This is a genomic window from Pseudomonas sp. SC11, from assembly GCF_047039205.1.
Taxonomy (GTDB): Bacteria; Pseudomonadota; Gammaproteobacteria; order Pseudomonadales; family Pseudomonadaceae; genus Aquipseudomonas; species Aquipseudomonas boreofloridensis.
The window spans coordinates 138,746-158,459 of sequence record NZ_CP178183.1 but is presented as its reverse complement, the minus strand read 5'-3'; the positions used below and the strand labels follow the sequence as shown (position 1 = coordinate 158,459).

Genomic DNA, 19,714 nt, shown 5'->3' with positions numbered 1-19,714 from the left:
AAATCACAGGGAGTCCCATGAAACGTCGTCTGATGCTGCTGACGGTGGTCGTGGCCAGCGCCGCGGGCGCCGGCTACTGGTACGTGCACGCCAAGCTGCCACAACGTGCCGGCGAAGCGACCGTGCCCGGCCTGAGCGCACCGGTGGCCGTGCGCTACGACGGACGCGGCGTGCCGCACCTGCAGGCCGCCAACGAAACCGACCTGTATCGCGCCCTGGGCTACGTACACGCCCAGGACCGACTGTTCCAGATGGAACTGATACGGCGCCTGGCCCGTGGCGAGCTGGCCGAGGTGCTGGGCAGCAAGCTGGTGCCCACCGACACGCTGTTTCGCAGCCTGCGCATTCGCGAGCAGGCGGCCCGCATGGCCGCACGCGCAGATCCTCAATCACGGTCCTGGCAGGCGTTGCAGGCTTACCTCGACGGTGTGAACAGCTGGCAAAGCAGCCATCCGCGGCCAGTGGAGTTCGACCTGCTGGGCATCGCCGAACGCCCCTTCACCGCCGAAGACACCCTGAGCGTCGCCGGCTACCTGGCCTACAGCTTCGCCGCCGCATTCCGCACCGAACCGGCATTGACCTACATCCGCGACCAACTCGGCCCCGACTACCTGAAAATCTTCGACCTCGACTGGCATCCGGACGGCGCACTGCGCCCGGCCCTGGCCGCCAGCGACTGGCGCAGCCTGGAAAACCTGGCGCGGCTGAGCCACGAAGCATTGGGCGATGCGGGTATGGCCCAGTTCGAAGGCAGCAACGCCTGGGCCGTGGCCGGCAGCCGCACGCGCAGCGGCCGAGCGCTGTTGGCCGGCGATCCGCACATCGGCTTCGCAGTGCCGGCGGTGTGGTACGAGGCCGAACTGTCGGCCCCCGGCTTCAACCTGTACGGTCACTTCCAGGCGCTGAACCCGTTCGCCCTGCTGGGGCACAACCGCGACTTCGGCTGGAGCCTGACCATGTTCCAGAACGACGACGTCGACCTGATCGCCGAAAAGACCCATCCGGACGACGCCAATCAGGTGCTGGTCGACGGCCAGTGGCACAGACTCGAACACACCGAGCAGCAGATCGCGGTCAAGGGCGAGGCGCCGTTGAGCATCATCCTGCGCCGCTCGCCCCACGGCCCGATCGTCAACGACGTGCTCGGCGACACCGCTGGCGCTACGCCGGTCGCCCTGTGGTGGGCCTTCCTGGAGACCGATAATCCGATTCTGGAGGCCTTCTACCAGATCAATCGCGCCGACAGCCTGGACAAGATGCGCGCCGCCGCCGCGCAGATCCACGCACCGGGCTTGAACCTGGTGTGGGCCAACGCCGCGGGCGACATCGGCTGGTGGGCAGCCGCGCAATTGCCGATCCGTCCACAGGGCGTCAACCCCACGTTCATCCTCGACGGCAGCAGTGCCCAGGCCGACAAGCTTGGCTTCTATCCCTTCAGCGCCAACCCCCAGCAAGAGAACCCGGCCAGCGGCTACATCGTCTCGGCCAACTATCAACCCCCGGCGGCGATGCCCATTCCCGGCTACTACAACCTGCCCGACCGTGGTCGACAACTGGAGCGCCAACTGTCCGCTGCGCACGTCAAATGGGACCTGGACAACAGCCAGGCCCTGCAGCTCGATACGCGTACCGACTACGGCCCACGCACTCTCGCGCCGCTGCTGAATACCCTGCGGCAGGTGGCCGAAGGCGTCGAGCAGCAGGAGTTGGTCGAGCAACTGGCCGCCTGGGGTGGCGACTATCCGCTGGAGTCCACCAGCGCCACGCTGTTCAACCAGTTCCTCTACGAGCTGGCCTACGCTGCGCTGCACGACGAACTGGGCGATACCTGGTTCCAGGCGCTGATCAACACCCGCGCCATCGATGCCGCGCTACCGCGCCTGGCCGCCGAGGTGGACTCGCCCTGGTGGACGCTGCGCGGTAGCCCGCAACCCACCGACCGCACCGCCATCGTACGCCTGGCCTGGCAGCGCAGCCTGGCGCATCTGCGCGAGCTGTACGGCGACGATCCGGGCCTCTGGCAATGGGGCAAGGCCCACACCCTCAGCCACAATCACCCGCTGGGGCAGCAGAAGCCGTTGAACCTGCTGTTCAACGTCGGCCCCTTCGCCGCGCCCGGCAGCCATGAAGTGCCGAACAACCTCTCGGCGAAGATCGGCCCGGCGCCCTGGCCAGTGAACTACGGGCCTTCGACCCGGCGCCTGATCGACTTCGCCGACCCGGCCCAGGCCCTGACCATCAACCCCGTGGGCCAGAGCGGCGTGCCGTTCGACCGACACTACGCCGACCAGGCCGAGGATTACGTGCAAGGGCGCTACCGCAAGGTGCAGATGGGCGTGATCCCGGCGCAGAGCACCTTGCGCCTGGTGCCGGCGCGCTAGGGGCTTGAATGGGCGATCAGCCCTGCCACTTGCCGCCTTCGACGATCACGCTTTCAGGTGGGGTATCGTCGCTCAGCTCCTTGCGCACGTACTGGTCATAGAGCTTGAGCAGGAATTTCTCCTCGCCGAGCCTGGCCAGCTCGGCATTGACCCAGTCGCGCAGCTCGGTGTTGCCCTTCTTCACCGCCGGCGCGATGGGCGCTTCCTCGCCCAGCAATTGCGGCAACACGCGATAGCCGGGGTTCTGCTTGGCCCAGCTGAACAGGATCAGGTTGTCCTGGGCATAGGCATCGCCGCGCCCATTGGCCAAGGCCTGCAGCGATTCGCTGTTTTTCTCGAACTTGAGCAGCTTCCAGTCGGGGTGGTTTTTGCTCAGCCAGATATCAGCGGTGGTCCCAGTGGTGACGATGATGGTCTTGTCCGCCAGGTCGTCGAGGGCCTTTACCGGGCTACCGTCGGCGACGATGGCCTGCACCGCCACCCGCAGGTTGGGGTTGGTGAAATCCACCGCTTCCTTGCGCTCCGGGGTGACGGTCATGTTGGCCAGGATCAGGTCGACTTTATCGCTCTGCAGAAATGGAATGCGACTGGCTGGCTCCACGGCCACGAACTCGACCTTGTTCTCGTCACCGAGCAGGTCCTTGGCGAAGCGGCGGCCGATGTCGGTATCGAAGCCCACATAGCGGCCTTTTTCATCGACGAAGCCGAACGGCGGCTTGTCGGTGAAGACCCCGACGATCAGTTTGTCGCGGGCCTTGATGGTGTCCAGGTAGCTGGCCGAGGCAGCGGGTTTGGCTGCCGCCGAGGAATCGGCCGGCTTGTCGCAGCCGGCCAGCAGCGCCAGGCCGAACAGCGGTGCCAGCAGCTTGGTGAGGTGGGCAGTTTTCATGACAGCTCCTTGTGCGTTGTCTTCGGCAGGCTTTCGACGAAGGAGAACTTGTCCAGGAACTGCTGCGCGCGTGCGGTTTGCGGTCGACTGAAAAAACTCTCGGGGTCGTTCTGTTCAAGGATCCTGCCGGCCTCCATGAACAGGATGCGATCGGCCACCGCGCGGGCGAAGGCCATTTCGTGGGTGACGATGAGCAGGGTCATGCCGTCGCGGGCCAGGCCCTGGATCACTTGCAGCACTTCCTTGACCATTTCCGGGTCGAGGGCAGCGGTGACCTCGTCGAACAGCATCACCTGGGGATTCATGCACAGCGCGCGAACGATGGCGATACGCTGCTGCTGGCCGCCTGAGAGCTGGCGCGCGAAGGCATCGCGCTTGTCCAGCAAGCCGACCCGCGCCAGCAGCGTCTCGGCCTGCGCCTGGGCTTCGGCGCGCGGACGTTTCTGCACCTTGAGCGGGCCGAGCAACAGGTTGTCGATCACGCTCATGTGACCGAACAGGTGGTAACTCTGAAACACCATGCCGACCCGCTGACGCACTTGGCGCCAGTCGGTGCCGGGCTGCAACAATTCCTTCCCGTCCAGGCGCAAACTGCCACTGTGCGCAGCTTCAAGACCATTCAGGCAACGCAGCAGCGTGCTTTTGCCGCAGCCGCTGGGGCCGAGAATCACCACCACTTCGCCGGCCTGCACCTGCAGGTCGATGTCCTTGAGCACCTGGTGCTCGCCGAAAAACTTGTTGAAACCCTGGAATTCGATCAATGCATTCATGAATGTGCCCAGCGGCGCTCCAGCGCGCGCGAGGCGGCCGAAAGCGGATAGCAGACGAAGAAGAAGAACAGGAACAGAGCGCCGTAGATCAATACCGATTCGTAGGTGCGCTCGATGATCTGCTGGCCGGCCTTGATCACCTCGACCACGCCGATCAGCACGGCCAGCGAACTGGTCTTGACGATGCGGGTGTAGAGGTTGATGGTCGGCGGCGTCATGCGCTTGAGCGCCTGGGGCAGCAACACGTAGCCATACAGCTGCAGCCCGGACAGGCCGATCGACAGCCCTGCCTCACGCTGTCCGCGCGGCAGCGAGGTAAGCGCACCGCGCACCACCTCGCCGATCTCGCTGGCGCCCCACAGTCCCAGCACCAGGACGGCGCACCAGAAGCTGGGAATGCTTACGGAAAAGACGATCGGCAGACCGAAGAACACCAGGTACAGCCAGACCAGTACCGGAATGGCGCGAAACAGCTCCAGGTAGACCTGCAGGGCGATGTTCAGCGTACGTCTACCGAGCGTGGCCAGCACGCCATACAACACCCCGCCCACGGTCGCGAAAACGATGCCCAGCCCCGAGATGGCCAAGGTCTGCGCCGCGCCTCTGGTCAGTTGCGGCAAGGACACCAGCAACAGCTCAATTGCCGAACTGGCCATGTTGCAGCCTCCTTTCCAGTGCCCGTAGCAGCAGCGACAGGGGCAGGAACAGCAGCACGCACAGCAGCGTCAGCACCGTGAGCATCTCGTAGGTCTTGTAGTACAAAGCGATGTAGTTCTTGGTGGTGTAGAGGATTTCCGGCACCGCCACCGCCGACACCACAGTGGTCTCCTTGAGCAGGAAGATGAAGTTGGCGAACAGTGCCGGCAGGCTGAGAATGCTGGCCTGGGGCAGGATCACATGGCGCAGCAACTGGCCCTCGGACAGGCCGATGGCGCGCCCGGATTCCAGTTGCGCACGCGGCACCGCTTCGACGCCGGCACGCAGCACCTCGGTGAGGTAAGCGCCGCCCATGAAGGTCAGGGTGATGATCGCCGCCGCGAAGCCGGAAACCTTCAGGCCCAGGCTCGGCAGTGCGAAGTAGACGAAGAACAGTTGGATGAGCAACGGCGTGTTACGAGCCAATTCCACGTAGCCCTTGACCATGCGCCACAGGTAGGGCGTGCGCAGCGCCAGAAGTGCGGCGTTGAACAGGGCCACCAGCAGCGACGTGGCGATGGCGATCAACCCGACCTGAAGGGTCACGCCGACGGCGCTGACGAAAGCGGGCAAGGTGCTGAGCAAGAAGGCGGTATCGAACGTCATGGACGACGTCTCGGTGCAGGTTCTACGGGGTACGACATGGCGAACATTCCCTGTGCGGCGCGAGGTTCGCTCAGCGGCGCGGGTCATCGTGGAGGGCGCCGGTGGGCACCATGGGTAGACTCTAAAGGCATAAGAAATTTTCTCTAAATACCTTTATTGCATATTGATATCACCCACTTACCGGCTTGGAAATTTCATCTGCCCTCTCCGGATCTTTCCTCGTCCCAAGCCCTCAAACAGCTCCCGGACGACAGGCACTTCGGCCTTGAGCGATGATCCCATGCCCCACACCACTCCTCCTGCCACCCCTGAACAACTGCAATGGCTGCTGGCCCTGTACAAGGCGCTGAACGGCGCGCGCTGAGTGTTACTCGCCCTGTGTTTCCACAAACGAAAACGCCGACGCAAAAGCGTCGGCGTTTTCCGGTGGAGCGCTGAAGCGGCGAATCAGAACGCTGGCAGCACTGCGCCTTGGTACTTCTTCTCGATGAAGGCTTTCACTTCCGGGCTGGTCAGGGCCTTGGCCAGCTTCTGCATGGCATCGCTGTCCTTGTTGTCAGGACGGGCGACCAGGAAGTTGACGTAAGGCGAGTCGCTGCCCTCGATCACCAGGGCGTCCTTGGCCGGATTCAAGCCCGCTTCCAGTGCATAGTTGGTGTTGATCATGTCCAGGTCGACCTGATCCAGCACACGCGGCAGCATGGCCGACTCGAGCTCGCGGAACTTGAGCTTCTTCGGGTTCTGGGCAATGTCCTTCGGTGTGGCCAGGGCGTTGCTCGGGTCTTTCAGGGTGATCAGCCCGGCCTTCTGCAGCAGCAGCAAAGCGCGGCCACTGTTGCTGCCCTCGTTGGGGATGGCGACGGTGGCGCCGTCTTTCAGCTCGGAGAGGCTCTTGACCTTTTTCGAGTAACCGCCGAAGGGCTCGACGTGCACACCGACCACGGTTTCCAGATGGGTGCCTTTGCCTTCGTTGAAGTTCTTCAGGTACGGCAGGGTCTGGAAGTAGTTGGCATCCAGGCGCTTCTGGTCCACCTGTACGTTCGGCTGCACATAGTCGGTGAAGACCTTGATCTCCAGATCCACCCCTTCCTTGGCCAGGGTCGGCTTGATCAGCTCGAGGATTTCGGCGTGGGGCACGGGCGTGGCCGCCACCACCAGTTTCTCGGCCGCCTGGGACAGGCCAGACAGGGACAGCGCAGCGGCGAACGCCGTGGTCAGCAGGGTCTTCTTCATGGTGATCCTTGTTCTTGAGCCTAGGCCATCGACGATGGCGAATTCAGGTGCCGCACCGCAAGCGGCGGGCGTGGAGCGGACAATACCGGTAATTTTTATGCCCTAACAATATCTTTTAATTCAATGCTTATTCCAAAAACAAAAAGCCATCATGGCTTTCGCTTCTGAGCACTTTGAATCCCCTCTAGCCCGCGCCAGGCTTGAGCTCGGTCAGATATTTCTGCAGCAGTGCACGCAGTGCGGCGAGCGTCTGCGGCTCGCGGCTGCGGCCCAACTGGGACAGCCGCGTCTCCAGGCTGGCCAGAGGCGAACGGTCCGGCAGGTCCAGGTGCTGCGGCAGGATTTCCTCACCCTCGGCCTGCAGCAAGGCGAAGTGAATGACGTTCTCCAGCTCGCGGGTATTGCCCGGCCAACTGTGCGCCTCCAGCGCCTGCTGCGCGGCCTCGCTGATCAGCGCCACGCCCCGCTCCAGGCGGGCGCTGTAGATACCGACGAAATACTCGGCCAACGGCAGGATGTCACCGACCCGATCGCGCAGCGGCGGCAGCTCGAGCTCACCTTCGTGCAGGTAGAGGTACAGCCGTTCATTGAAGCGCCCGGCGCGTACCGCTTGGGCCAGGTCGATGCTGGAGGCGGCGACCAGGCGCACGTCCACCGCCTGCGGCTGCTGCGCGCCGACCCGCGTCACCTCGCGATTCTCCAAGGCGGCCAGCAGCTTGCCCTGGATCGTCAGTGGCAAATCGCCGATCTCGTCCAGGTACAAGGTGCCGCCGTTGGCCGAGCCGAACCAGCCGGCACGGCTGCTGGCGCTGCCGCCATGAATGCCGGCGCTGTAGCCGAATAGCTCGGCATCGGCGTAGGTGTGGCTGATGCCTGCGCAGTTGACCGAAACGAACAGCCCGGCACGGTCGCTGGCGCGGTGAATCTGCCGCGCCAACAACTCCTTGCCGGTGCCGGTCTCACCGCGGATCAACACCGGCAGCGGCTGTGGCGCCAGGCGCTCCAGCGCCTCACGCAGTTGCTGCGAGCGCGGATCGACGAACACCAGCGCCTTGGCGCGGATGCTCAGTGGGCTCTTGTCCAGCTCGGGAAAGGTCAGCAACGGCTGGCCAAAAGGGTGATTGAAACTCATGGCAGACTCCCGCCCCGCAGCGCGCGGTGCAACGGTGAAAAGCGTGTTCAGGCGCGACGCAGGGCCTGCTGGTCGATACGCCCTTGCAGCCGGAAAAGATAGGCGAAGCCCTGCTCCCAACGTTCGTGGCCGGACTTGACGTTGATGTGCCCGGCATTGCTCAGCAGCCCGACCTCCGCGCCCCAGGCGCTGGCCAAGGCGAGTGCGCGCGGCACACTCACGGCCGGGTCGTTGTCCGAGCTGACCACCTGGCTGGGGAACGGCAACGGCTGCGTGGAAATGGGTGCGAAATTGCGCAACGCCGCCGCGCAGGTCGGCCGCTCCACATCCGCCGGCGCCACCAGCAGGGCGCCGTGGACCTGACGTAGCGCGCTCGGGCTGGCCTGCGCCGCCCAATGGGCCACGGTGATGCAACCCAGGCTGTGGGCGATCAGGATCACCGGCGAACGCTCGGCGACGATGGCCTGGTCGAGCGCCGCCACCCAATCGCCGCGCTGCGGCGTCAGCCAATCCAGTTGCTCGACCCTGACGCTGTTGGGCAGGCTGCGCTGCCAATGGCTCTGCCAGTGATTGTCTGGCGATCCTTGCCAGCCCGGCACAATCAGGTAACGAATGGATGCACTGCGCATGGGGTCGCCTCCTTGGAACTGGGGTGTCTTGGGGCACCAGTATAAGGAGACAGTTATATTCTCAAAGGAATAAGAAGCTATTTATTAATAACCAAAATCATTATTCACCTACAGCACGACCCGCAGACACTGCCCCGCGTGATACAGCGAGAAGCCTGATTCGTAGAACAGCGTACGCAACGACGGCACGCTGACCGGCTTCATCGGCGAGAAGGTAATGGGCAGGTGTTGGTGGTCGCCCTTGAGCAGAAACTCGGCGAAGGCGCGCCCGATCACCGTGCCCGTGGTGTTGCCCCGGCCGTTGTAGCCGGTCACCGCCACCACCCCCGGCGCCGGCTCGAATAGGCGCATCAGGTGATCGGGAGTGAAGTCGATGCAGCCGGTCCAGTGCATCTCCCACGGCACCTGGCCCAGTTCCGGGAAGTAGTGACGCTGGATGCGGTCGGCCCAGCGGCGCACGAACCAGGCTGGCTTGTTGTCGACCCGCCCGAGGCTGCCGAGCAGCAGGCGGCCCTGGTCGTCGCGACGGATGCTGCTGAGCACGGTGCGGGTGTCCCACGAACCCTGACCGTGGGGCAGGATCTGGTCCGCCGCCGCCCCCTGCAGCGGTTTCGAGGCGATCTGGTAGTAGTAGCCGCGAAAGAACTGCTTGCGCAGCACGTTCCAGTCGCCTTCGGTGTAGGCGCCGGTCGAGATCACCACCTGCTGCGCCCGCACGCTACCGCCGGCAGTTGTCACCTGCCAGCCGTCGCCGTCACGCACCAGCGCCTGCACCGGCGACTGCTGCAACAGCACGCCGCCCAGCCGCTGCACGGCGTCGGCCAGCCCTTGGGTGTAGGCCATGGGATTGAGAGTGCCGGCGCGGCGGTCGAGCAGCGCGGCGGCAATCTGCTCGGTGCCGCAGTATTCGCGGCAGGCGGCGCCAGTCAGCAGTTGCACATCGGCGCCGCGTCGCTGCCATTGCGCCTGGCGCGCCTGCAGATCGGCAATGCCGGCCGCGTTGTGCGCCATGTGCAGGGTGCCCTGGTGCCTGGCCTGGCACTCGATGCCCAGACGCTGGATCAGGGCGAAGACCTCGGCCGGCGCCTGGCCGAGCACCTGGTTCAGTCGCCCGCCACGTTCGGCCCCCAAGGTCGCCTCGACATCGTCGGGACGAATCCACGTGCCCGCGTTGACCAGGCCGACATTGCGCCCGGAGCCGCCACGCCCGACTTCGTGCGCTTCCAGCACTACCACCGAACGGCCTTGCTCAAGCACGTGCAACGCCGCTGACAACCCGGTGATGCCAGCGCCGATCACGCAGACATCGGCCCGCCGCTCGCCGGCCAGAGGCTGGACGGCGACGCTTGGCCGGGTGATCGTTTCCCACAGACAGGCTTGACGCAGATCGGACATGGCCCGGCTCCTGCAATGTTGTTCTTGTCCTAGCCTTGCAGGGGCGCGGACCGACGCCGGGCCCCGTATTCAGATCGCTCAGTCGAAGACGATGCCCTGCGCCAGCGGCAACTCGCGGGAGTAGTTCACGGTGTTGGTCTGCCGGCGCATGTAGCCTTTCCAGGCATCCGAGCCGGACTCGCGTCCACCACCGGTTTCCTTCTCACCGCCGAAGGCGCCGCCAATCTCGGCGCCGCTGGTGCCGATGTTGACGTTGGCGATGCCGCAATCGCTGCCGGAGGCGCTCTGGAAGCGCTCGGCCTCGCGCACGTCGGTGGTGAAGATGCACGACGACAGGCCCTGCGGCACGGCGTTGTTCAGGTGCAAGGCCTGGTCGAAATCGTCGTAGGCCAGCACGTAGAGAATCGGCGCGAAGGTTTCGTGACGCACCACCGCGCTCTGGGTCGGCATCTCGACGATGGCCGGCGCCACGTAGTAGGCATTCGGATAGCGCTCGGCCAGTTGCCGCTCGCCGCCGAACACGGCACCCCCCTCGTCACGGGCCTGGGCCAACGCGCCCTGCATGGCGTCGAACGACTGCTGGTCGATCAGCGGACCGACCAGATTGTCCTGGCGGGGATCACCGATACGCACCTTGGCGTAAGCGGCCTTGAGGCGAGTGAGCACTTCGTCCTTGATCGAACGGTGGACGATCAGTCGGCGCAGGGTGGTGCAGCGTTGACCTGCGGTACCCACGGCGGAGAACAGGATGCCGCGCACGGCCAGGTCCAGGTCGGCGCTGGGGGCGAGAATCATGGCATTGTTGCCACCAAGTTCCAGGATGCAGCGGCCGAAGCGCGCGGCCACCCGTGGCGCCACTTCGCGGCCCATGCGGGTGCTGCCCGTGGCGCTGATCAACGCGACACGCGGGTCGTCGACCAGGGCCTCGCCGGCTTCACGGGCGCCGATCACCAGTTGGCTCAGTCCCTGCGGCGCATCGGCGAAGGCGTCCAGCGCCTGGCCCAGCAGCGCCTGGCAGGCCAAGGCAGTCAGCGGGGTCTTCTCCGAAGGCTTCCATACCACGGCGTTGCCCGCCACCAGCGCCAGCGTGGTGTTCCACGCCCACACCGCCACCGGGAAGTTGAACGCGCTGATCACGCCCACCACACCCAACGGGTGCCAGGATTCACGCATGTGGTGGCCGGGGCGCTCCGAGGCGATGGTCAGGCCGTACAGTTGACGCGACAAGCCGACGGCGAAATCGCAGATGTCGATCATCTCCTGGACTTCGCCCAAGCCTTCCTGGGTGATCTTGCCCGCCTCGATACTCACCAGTTCGCCCAATTCGGCCTTGTGCGCCCGCAGCACCTCGCCGAACAGGCGCACCAACTCGCCACGGCGCGGGGCCGGCACATCGCGCCAGCGCTCGAAGGCTTGCTGCGCACGGTCGATGCAGGCCACGGTCTGGTCCTTGCCCAGCAGTGTCACCGAAGCGATGCGGCTGCCGTCGATCGGCGTGTGGACAGGGTGTTCGCCTTGGGTGTAATCCGCAGCGGCAACGCCGAGACGCTCGAGCAATCCAGTAACCATGGTGCTTCTCCTGGAATCGTTTGGACAGTTGAAAAGTGACTGGCAATCAGTATTAATCGGATTGCTTCGCTGCCACAAATGACCTTTATTCCTCTAATCATTCCCCTCGGGAATGGTTGACTGCCTCGAGAACAACCATGTCCAAGCGCCTGGTCCCGTCGATGACGGCCCTGCAGTGTTTCGAGGCGGCGGCTCGCCACCTGAACTTCACCCGTGCCGCGCAGGAGTTGCACCTGACCCAGAGCGCGGTGAGCAAACAGGTGGCGCAGCTCGAAGAGCTGCTGCGCCATCACCTGTTCCTGCGCATCCGCCGGCGCTTGCAGCTCACCCCGGCCGGCGCGTTGTACCTGGCCGAGGTGAACAAGATCCTCACTCAGCTGGACATGTCCAGCCGCTACGTCCTGACCTACGGCGAGCAGACCGAAGTGCTCAAGGTCGCCACCCAGCCGAGTTTCGGCGTGCGCTGGCTGATCCCCCGGCTCAAGGGCTTCGGCAAGCGCCACCCGAACATTCACCTGGACATCCGCAACGAGATGGAGCCCTTCGCCTTGCTGCAAGGCTCGGCCGATGTGGTGTTCTTCTATGGACGAGGGACTTGGCCCGGCGCGACCTGCATCGAGTTGTTCGGCGAGGAGGTGGTGCCGGTGTGCGCGCCGGAGCTGCTCAGCGAGGGGGCGCTGAAGGGTCCGGCCGATGTGGCGGCGAGGGTATTGCTGCAAAGCACCTCGCGGCCCGAGGCTTGGCATGAATGGTTCCTGGAGCAGGGCCTGCACACCGACAACAGCTACCAGGGGCCGCGCTTCGATACCTTCTACATGGCGCTCAGTGCCGCTCAGTCGGGTTGCGGCGTCGCGCTGGTGCCGCGCTACCTGGCCAGCCGCGAATTGGCCGAAGGCAGCCTGGTGATCGCCTGGGAGCATGCGATGCAAAGCCCGGGCAAGCACTATCTGGCCTACGCCGAGCATGCGGCAGAAGTGCCCAAGGTCCGGGCACTGGTGGAGTGGATCGGCGTCGGCCAGTGAGCTTCAAGCGTGGCGGGCGTCGTGGCAGCGTTGGAAACGCGCCTCCAGGCCACGGTCGGGCATCTGGTGCGTGCGCAGGGCCTTGAGCGTCTGTTCCACGTAGTCGCGCGTGGTGCCGAAGCGGCCCTTGGCATTGGCGAGGATCTGGCTGAGCAGGCTGTCGGGCAGGTTGCCGGCGTAGCACGGCAGGTGGCGCTCGAGTACGAAGCCCAGCGCCTGTACCTTGCTGCCGTCGTCCAGGCGGCAAGTCAGCCAGTGCGGACGATACGCCGGGAACGGCATCTCGCGTTGCCACAAGGCGCGCAAGGAATCTTCCAGGCAGCGCTCTTCCAGGCGATAGGCGAAGCCGCTGCACGAGCCGCCGCGGTCGAGCCCGAACACCAGGCCTGGGCATTCCGGCGTGCCGCGGTGCTCGTGGGACCAGAGGTACAAACCGCGGTGATAGCCATGCACGCGCGCGCGCCGGCGCTCCACCGAATCGCATTCCGGACGCCAGATCAGCGAGCCATAGGCGAACAGCCACACCGGCCCGCCTTCATGACGGGACATGGTCGCCTGCATCGAAAGATGCAGTTGATCGGGGGTCAGTTGCTGGCCGAAATCCAGCGAAGGGGGATAGGACACTTGCCACTTAGAACTTTCAAGTACCGACATAGGCTGCCGCCGTTGTTTCCTGTGCAAAGCATGGACTGGGGTCTGTTTGAACGCAGTATGGGCGAGTGCAGATACAGTTCGGACAGAGCCCAAGAACTTGCACCGCCAGCGCCCGCTGGCCGTCTGGGGCAGCGCATACGACGCTGGGTGAAGTCCATGCGCATAACTTAAGTCAATTGCGCAGAGTATCTCAAGCCCCGAGAACACAGTTTTATGCACAATACCGACAGCCGGAACGACGGTTATGAATAGATTAAAAGTTATTCATGCATCCAGTAATAATGGCGACCTTATAATCGACGCCTGCAACTTTGGTTATTACTGCGGACGTGTCATTGCGACACGTCCGTCGCTTCAATTGCGCGGGGCGTAGGCGAAGACGTCGGCGCGCATGCGGTGTGCATCCATGCCCGCTTCCACCAGGGCATCGAGCGTGGCATAGACCATGTTCGGCGAGCCGCTGGCATACACATGCACGCTGTTGAGGTCGGCGATGTCTTCGCGCACCGCCTCGTGCAACAGCCCGCAGCGTCCCTCCCAGCCACACAGGTCGCTGACCACCTTGTGCAGGAACAGATTGGGCAGGCGCTGCCACTGCGCCCAGTGCTCGATGGCGTAGAACTCATCCGGGCGCCGCACGCCCCAGTAAAGGTGGACCGGGTGCTCGAAGCCGTGGGCACGGCAATGCTCGATCAGGCTGTGCATCTGGCCCATGCCGGTGCCGGCGGCGATCAGCACCAACGGACCGTCGGGCAGCTCGGCCAGATGGGCATCGCCGAACGGCAGCTCGACGCGCGCCATGCCCGTGCGTTGCAACTGCTCGATCAATTGCACGGCGCTGCGCTCGCGGGCCAGCACGTGCAGTTCGAGATCCCGTCCGGCGTGGGGCGCCGAGGCCAGGGAAAACGCGGCCTTGTCCGCACCGTCGCGCTCGATCAGCAGGTACTGCCCGGCGTGATAGCGCGGCAGCTTGCCAGCCGGCGCGCGCAGGCGCACGCGCCAGACATCGCCGCCGACCTCGACGCATTCGCTGACGCTGCAGGCCAGCGCGCGCACGGGCAGTTCACCGAGTGCCAACACCCCATCCCACAACAGCACGCAGTCTTCCAGCGGCTCGGCGATGCAGGTGAACAGCTCACCCTGATCGCGGACCTCGCCGTCCTGGCGTACCCGCCCTTCCACCAGCAATGCCGCGCACACATGGCAGTTGCCGTTGCGGCAACTGCTCGGGCACTCGTAACCCAAGCGCCGCGCTGCTTCCAGAATCCTTTCGCCCGGCTGCACGGACAGTACCGCGCCGGACGGCTGCAAGGTCACCTGCATCACTCTATATTCCCAACTGGTCCCACAGCTCATCGATGCGGCGGGTGACGGCATCGTCCTTGACGATGACCCGGCCCCATTCGCGTGTCGTCTCGCCCGGCCACTTGTGGGTGGCATCCAGGCCCATCTTCGACCCCAGGCCCGATACCGGCGACGCGAAGTCGAGGTAGTCGATCGGCGTGTTGTCGATCATCACCGTATCACGCTTGGGATCCATGCGCGTGGTGATGGCCCAGATCACGTCGTTCCAGTCGCGGGCGTTGATGTCGTCGTCGGTGACGATAACGAACTTGGTGTACATGAACTGTCGCAGGAACGACCACACGCCCAGCATGACGCGCTTGGCGTGCCCCGGATACTGCTTCTTCATGGTCACGACGGCCATGCGGTACGAGCAGCCTTCGGGCGGCAGGTAGAAGTCGACGATCTCGGGGAACTGCTTCTGCAGGATCGGTACGAACACCTCGTTCAGCGCCACGCCCAGAATCGCCGGTTCATCCGGCGGACGGCCGGTGTAGGTGCTGTGGTAGATCGGCTTGTGCCGATGAGTGATGCGCTCGACGGTGAACACCGGGAAGCTGTCCACTTCGTTGTAGTAGCCGGTGTGGTCGCCATAGGGGCCTTCGGGGGCCATCTCGCCCGGATGGATCACGCCCTCGAGAATGATCTCGGCGGTGGCCGGCACCTGCAAGTCGTTGCCACGGCACTTGACCAGTTCGGTACGGTTGCCGCGCAGCAGGCCGGCAAAGGCGTATTCCGACAAGGTATCGGGCACCGGTGTCACCGCGCCGAGGATGGTCGCCGGGTCCGCACCCAGCGCCACGGCGACCGGGAACGGCTGGCCCGGATGCTTTTCGCACCATTCGCGGTAGTCCAGCGCACCGCCACGGTGGCTCAGCCAGCGCATGATGACCTTGTTGCGACCGATCACCTGCTGGCGGTAGATACCCAGGTTCTGTCGGTCCTTGTTCGGACCACGGGTGACGGTCAGCCCCCAGGTGATCAGCGGCGCGACGTCACCCGGCCAGCAGTGCTGGATCGGCAGTTGCGACAGGTCGACGTCTTCACCCTCGACCACCACCTCCTGGCACACCGCGTCCTTGATCACCTTCGGCGCCATGGACACGACCTTCTTGAAGATCGGCAGCTTCGACCAGGCATCCTTCAGGCCTTTCGGCGGCTCGGGCTCCTTGAGGAAGGCCAGCAACTTGCCGATCTCACGCAGCTCGCTCACCGACTCGGCGCCCATGCCCATGGCCACACGCTCGGGCGTGCCGAACAGGTTGCCGAGCACCGGCATGTCGAAGCCGGTGGGCTTTTCGAACAGCAGCGCCGGGCCCTTGGCCCGCAGCGTGCGGTCGCAGACTTCGGTCATTTCCAGAATGGGCGAGATCGGAACCTGGATGCGCTTGAGTTCGCCGCGCTGCTCCAGGCCGCGAATGAAGTCGCGTAGATCGCGATACTGCATGCGTGAGCCTCATGTTGGCCGTATCGGTCGGGGTGCAGAGTGTAACGTGTTTGGCTGAAATGAGTGGGGGCCGCTACCTGCTTCGTCGCCGGTGAACCGCCCCGTCAGGAGCAGGTTCACCGGCGATGAAACACGTAGCGGCCCCCACTTTTGCCGCGATGAAACGCTTACTTGCGCTTCATCGACAGGAAGAACTCATCGTTGGTCTTGGTCTGCTTGAGCTTGTCGATGAGGAACTCGATGGCCGCCACTTCGTCCATCGGATGCAGCAACTTGCGCAGGATCCACATGCGCTGCAGCTCGTCGTCGGCAGTCAGCAGTTCTTCGCGGCGGGTACCGGACTTGTTGATGTTGATGGCCGGGAACACACGCTTCTCGGCGATGCGACGGTCCAGCGGCAGTTCCATGTTGCCGGTACCCTTGAACTCTTCGTAGATGACCTCGTCCATCTTCGAGCCGGTCTCGACCAGCGCGGTGGCGATGATGGTCAGCGAGCCGCCTTCCTCGATGTTACGGGCGGCGCCGAAGAAGCGCTTGGGCTTTTCCAGGGCATGGGCGTCGACACCACCGGTGAGCACCTTGCCGGAGCTCGGAATCACGGTGTTGTAGGCACGGGCCAGACGGGTGATGGAGTCCAGCAGGATGACCACGTCCTTCTTGTGCTCGACCAGGCGCTTGGCCTTCTCGATGACCATTTCGGCGACCTGCACGTGGCGGGTCGGCGGCTCGTCGAAGGTCGAGGCGACCACTTCGCCGCGCACGGTGCGCTGCATCTCGGTCACTTCTTCCGGGCGCTCGTCGATCAGCAGGACGATCAGGTGGCACTCGGGATTATTGCGGGTGATGTTGGCCGCGATATTCTGCAACATGATGGTCTTGCCCGCTTTCGGCGGGGCGACGATCAAGCCGCGCTGACCTTTGCCGATGGGCGCGCACAGGTCGATGACTCGACCGGTGAGGTCTTCGGTGGAGCCGTTACCGGCTTCCATCTTCAGGCGATGATTGGGGAACAGCGGCGTCAGGTTTTCGAAGAGGATCTTGTTCTTCGCGTTTTCCGGACGGTCGAAGTTGATGGTATCGACCTTCAGCAGCGCGAAGTAACGCTCCCCTTCCTTCGGCGGACGGATCTTGCCGACGATGGTATCGCCGGTGCGCAGGTTGAAGCGGCGGATCTGGCTGGGCGAGACGTAGATATCGTCAGGGCCGGCCAGGTACGAGGCATCTGCCGAACGCAGGAAACCGAATCCATCCTGGAGAATCTCCAGCACGCCGTCACCCGAGATTTCTTCGCCGCTCTTGGCGTGTTTTTTCAACAGGGCGAAAATCACGTCCTGCTTGCGCGAACGGGCCATGTTTTCGATGCCCATCTGTTCGGCCATTTCCAGCAGATCGGTAATCGGCTTTTGCTTGAGTTCTGTCAGGTTCATAAGGGGAGTGACGTAATCATGTAAGAAGGGGGGGAATTAAGCTTCTGGCTTAATGAAGCCGCGCCGCTAGATTGGCGACAGGATCGCGTACTGATTCGAATTGGGAGTGCGTCGGCGACGGCATGCAGAGGGCACTGGAGAAGCAGTGCGAGGCCGAATGTAACACTTGCTTTTTTGGGCGTCTAGTGGTTTTGACGGTGGAAACCGGACCCAGGGGACGGGAGACGCGGTTCACCCAAGACTTGCCACGAAGCAGCCCCGACACGCTCATGCGCACAGCATCAAGCGTCGGCGGGGCGCCTCACATCACAGGTGGGCGTCGATGAACGCAGTCAGTTGCGACTTGGACAGCGCGCCTACCTTGGTCGCTTCGACGTTGCCGTTCTTGAACAGCATCAGCGTCGGGATACCACGCACGCCGTGCTTGGCGGGTGTTTCCTGGTTATCGTCGATATTCAGCTTGGCGACGGTCAGCTTGCCATCGTAGCTCAAAGCGATGTCGTCCAGCACCGGGGCGATCATCTTGCAGGGGCCGCACCATTCAGCCCAGTAATCCACCAGTACAGGGCCTTCGGCCTTGAGCACTTCGGCCTCGAAAGTGGCGTCGGTGACGTGTTTGATCAGATCGCTGCTCATGGCGTTCTCCAGGTCGAAAGCGAAAAAAGTGGCCCATCATAGCCGTACCCACGGCCTATCGGAAGTCGCGAGCGATTGAGTGTCACTATAGTTGGGCAAGACGCTGTGAATGAAACTGTCATACAAGCGTCATAGGATCCGTTCCAGGCCTTCATCGAGCAGTCATGCAGGCCATCCGCACATTGCCTTGCGTCAACCCTTGCCATGCCGCGCGTTGGCGTCAGCCTGCGATCATGTCAGGATTGCCGGGTTATCGACCGAGAACAACCAGATATGCCGCATACCACCGCGAAGAACCTGTCCCTGATCGCCGCCATCGACCTTGGCTCCAACAGCTTCCACATGGTCGTGGCCAAGGCCCACCATACCGAGATCCGCATTCTGGAACGGTTGGGGGAGAAGGTTCAGTTGGCCGCCGGCATCAGCGAAGACCGCCTGCTCAGCGAAGAAGCCATGCAGCGCGGCCTCGAGTGCCTCAAGCGCTTTGCCCAGTTGATCAACGGCATGCCCGCCGGTGCCGTGCGCATCGTCGGCACCAACGCCCTGCGTGAAGCGCGCAACCGCAACGCGTTCATCCAGCGCGCCGAGGCCATCCTTGGCCATCCGGTGGAAGTCATCTCCGGTCGTGAAGAGGCCCGCCTGATCTACCTGGGTGTGTCGCACACCCTGGCCGACACGCCGGGCAAACGCCTGGTGGCCGACATCGGCGGCGGCAGCACCGAGTTCATCATCGGCCAGCGCTTCGAACCCTTGCTGCGCGAGAGCCTGCAGATGGGCTGCGTGAGCTTCACCCAGCGCTATTTCCGCGACGGCAAGGTCACTCCGGCACGCTATGCCCAGGCCTACACCGCTGCGCGCCTGGAACTGATGAGCATTGAAAACGCCTTGCACCGCCTGACCTGGGACGAGGCCATCGGCTCTTCCGGCACCATTCGGGCCATCGGTGCGGCGATCAAGGCGAACGGCCAGGGCAGCGGCGAAGTCAACGCCGAAGGACTGGCCTCGCTCAAGCGCAAGCTGTTCAAGCTCGGCGAGGTCGACAAGATCGACTTCGAAGGGGTCAAGCCTGACCGCCGCGCGATCTTCCCGGCGGGCCTGGCGATTCTCGAAGCGATCTTCGACGCCCTGGAACTGCAGCGCATGGACCACTGCGACGGCGCCCTGCGCGAAGGCGTGCTGTTCGACCTGTTGGGGCGCCATCACCACGAGGACGTGCGCGAGCGCACCCTGAACTCGCTGATGGAGCGCTACCACGTCGATCAGGGTCAGGCCGCGCGCGTGGAGCGCAAAGCTGTGCACGCCTTCGACCAGGTGGCCAAGGCCTGGGACCTGGAAGACGGCAACTGGCGCGACTTGCTGGGCTGGGCGGCGAAGGTGCATGAAATCGGTCTGGACATCGCCCATTACCACTACCACAAGCACGGCGCCTACCTGATCGAGCACTCCGATCTGTCAGGCTTCTCCCGCGAAGACCAGCAGATGCTGGCGCTGTTGGTGCGTGGCCACCGCCGCAACATTCCCAAGGACAAGTTCGCCGAATTCGGTGACGACGGCGTGAAGCTGATCCGCCTGTGCGTGCTGCTGCGCTTCGCCATTCTCTTCCACCATATTCGCGGCACCCAGCAGATGCCCAAGGTGGAACTCAAGGCTGACGACGACAGCCTGGAAGTGGTCTTCCCCGAAGGCTGGCTGGAACAGAACCAACTGACCCAGGCCGACTTCGCCAACGAAGCCGAGTGGCTGGCGCGGGTGGGGTTCATTCTCAGCGTTCGCTGAACCTGTGCAAGCGGCCGGGTGCCGCGAACACCGGCCTGGCCGGTGTCAGGCCCCGCGACGCGCTTTGCTGGATATCAGTCGCAGCGGCGAAGCGCCGCTGCCACCGCC

17 protein-coding genes are annotated in these 19,714 nt (G+C 64.0%); 3 read left to right on the top strand and 14 right to left on the bottom strand.

Annotation, left to right across the window (positions count from 1 at the left end):
* The first annotated feature begins 17 nt into the window (after nucleotides 1-17).
* Nucleotides 18-2,381, top strand: a complete 2,364-nt coding sequence (locus tag ACK2SD_RS00755; RefSeq protein WP_412461108.1) for a penicillin acylase family protein — start codon at nucleotides 18-20, stop codon at nucleotides 2,379-2,381.
* 16 nt (nucleotides 2,382-2,397) lie between these two features.
* On the opposite strand, the gene ACK2SD_RS00750 is transcribed toward ACK2SD_RS00755, so the two are convergent.
* From ACK2SD_RS00750 to ACK2SD_RS00710, 9 genes are all read right to left on the bottom strand, one after another.
* A complete protein-coding gene (locus ACK2SD_RS00750; RefSeq protein ID WP_295484035.1) occupies nucleotides 2,398-3,270 on the bottom strand; it encodes a transporter substrate-binding domain-containing protein in 873 nt (290 codons plus the stop codon).
* Nucleotides 3,267-4,040 (bottom strand): amino acid ABC transporter ATP-binding protein, encoded by a 774-nt coding sequence (locus tag ACK2SD_RS00745; protein WP_029614741.1) that lies wholly within the window; start codon nucleotides 4,038-4,040, stop codon nucleotides 3,267-3,269. The genes ACK2SD_RS00750 and ACK2SD_RS00745 overlap by 4 nt, the downstream gene beginning before the upstream one ends.
* Entirely contained in the window at nucleotides 4,037-4,696 is a 660-nt protein-coding gene (locus ACK2SD_RS00740) for an amino acid ABC transporter permease (protein ID WP_029614740.1), read from the bottom strand. The genes ACK2SD_RS00745 and ACK2SD_RS00740 overlap by 4 nt, the downstream gene beginning before the upstream one ends.
* Nucleotides 4,677-5,342 (bottom strand): amino acid ABC transporter permease, encoded by a 666-nt coding sequence (locus ACK2SD_RS00735; protein ID WP_412461107.1) that lies wholly within the window; start codon nucleotides 5,340-5,342, stop codon nucleotides 4,677-4,679. The genes ACK2SD_RS00740 and ACK2SD_RS00735 overlap by 20 nt, the downstream gene beginning before the upstream one ends.
* A 447-nt stretch (nucleotides 5,343-5,789) precedes the next feature.
* Nucleotides 5,790-6,575 carry a MetQ/NlpA family ABC transporter substrate-binding protein gene (locus tag ACK2SD_RS00730; protein ID WP_029614738.1) on the bottom strand — a complete coding sequence of 262 codons (786 nt, stop codon included), beginning with the start codon at nucleotides 6,573-6,575 and terminating at the stop codon, nucleotides 5,790-5,792.
* 184 nt (nucleotides 6,576-6,759) lie between these two features.
* Entirely contained in the window at nucleotides 6,760-7,707 is a 948-nt protein-coding gene (locus ACK2SD_RS00725; protein ID WP_039581885.1) for a sigma 54-interacting transcriptional regulator, read from the bottom strand.
* Between the two features lie 47 nt (nucleotides 7,708-7,754).
* On the bottom strand, nucleotides 7,755-8,336 hold the full coding sequence (locus tag ACK2SD_RS00720) for an alpha/beta hydrolase (protein ID WP_039581886.1): 582 nt from the start codon (nucleotides 8,334-8,336) through the stop codon (nucleotides 7,755-7,757).
* A gap of 108 nt (nucleotides 8,337-8,444) precedes the next feature.
* Complete coding sequence (locus tag ACK2SD_RS00715; RefSeq protein WP_412461106.1) at nucleotides 8,445-9,731, bottom strand: NAD(P)/FAD-dependent oxidoreductase; 1,287 nt, start codon at nucleotides 9,729-9,731, stop codon at nucleotides 8,445-8,447.
* 78 nt (nucleotides 9,732-9,809) lie between these two features.
* Complete coding sequence (locus ACK2SD_RS00710; protein ID WP_412461105.1) at nucleotides 9,810-11,300, bottom strand: aldehyde dehydrogenase family protein; 1,491 nt, start codon at nucleotides 11,298-11,300, stop codon at nucleotides 9,810-9,812.
* Between the two features lie 137 nt (nucleotides 11,301-11,437).
* Between ACK2SD_RS00710 and ACK2SD_RS00705 the strand changes: the two genes are divergently transcribed.
* Nucleotides 11,438-12,322: a LysR family transcriptional regulator gene (locus ACK2SD_RS00705; RefSeq protein ID WP_304482949.1), complete on the top strand. Its 885-nt coding sequence runs from the start codon at nucleotides 11,438-11,440 to the stop codon at nucleotides 12,320-12,322.
* Nucleotides 12,323-12,325: 3 nt separating this feature from the next.
* On the opposite strand, the gene ACK2SD_RS00700 is transcribed toward ACK2SD_RS00705, so the two are convergent.
* From ACK2SD_RS00700 to trxA, 5 genes are all read right to left on the bottom strand, one after another.
* Entirely contained in the window at nucleotides 12,326-12,976 is a 651-nt protein-coding gene (locus ACK2SD_RS00700; RefSeq protein ID WP_029614735.1) for a gamma-glutamylcyclotransferase, read from the bottom strand.
* 354 nt (nucleotides 12,977-13,330) lie between these two features.
* Nucleotides 13,331-14,299 carry a CDP-6-deoxy-delta-3,4-glucoseen reductase gene (locus ACK2SD_RS00695; protein ID WP_039581898.1) on the bottom strand — a complete coding sequence of 323 codons (969 nt, stop codon included), beginning with the start codon at nucleotides 14,297-14,299 and terminating at the stop codon, nucleotides 13,331-13,333.
* 4 nt (nucleotides 14,300-14,303) lie between these two features.
* Nucleotides 14,304-15,767, bottom strand: coding sequence for a 4-hydroxy-3-polyprenylbenzoate decarboxylase (gene ubiD, locus ACK2SD_RS00690; RefSeq protein WP_412461104.1), 1,464 nt, complete (start codon nucleotides 15,765-15,767; stop codon nucleotides 14,304-14,306).
* 167 nt (nucleotides 15,768-15,934) lie between these two features.
* A complete protein-coding gene (gene rho, locus ACK2SD_RS00685) occupies nucleotides 15,935-17,194 on the bottom strand; it encodes a transcription termination factor Rho (RefSeq protein ID WP_039581904.1) in 1,260 nt (419 codons plus the stop codon).
* Between the two features lie 306 nt (nucleotides 17,195-17,500).
* On the bottom strand, nucleotides 17,501-17,830 hold the full coding sequence (gene trxA / locus ACK2SD_RS00680; protein ID WP_412461103.1) for a thioredoxin TrxA: 330 nt from the start codon (nucleotides 17,828-17,830) through the stop codon (nucleotides 17,501-17,503).
* A 273-nt stretch (nucleotides 17,831-18,103) separates the two neighbouring features.
* On the opposite strand from trxA, the gene ppx reads away from it, so the two are divergent.
* Complete coding sequence (gene ppx / locus ACK2SD_RS00675) at nucleotides 18,104-19,606, top strand: exopolyphosphatase (RefSeq protein WP_295484063.1); 1,503 nt, start codon at nucleotides 18,104-18,106, stop codon at nucleotides 19,604-19,606.
* Nucleotides 19,607-19,714 lie beyond the last annotated feature (108 nt).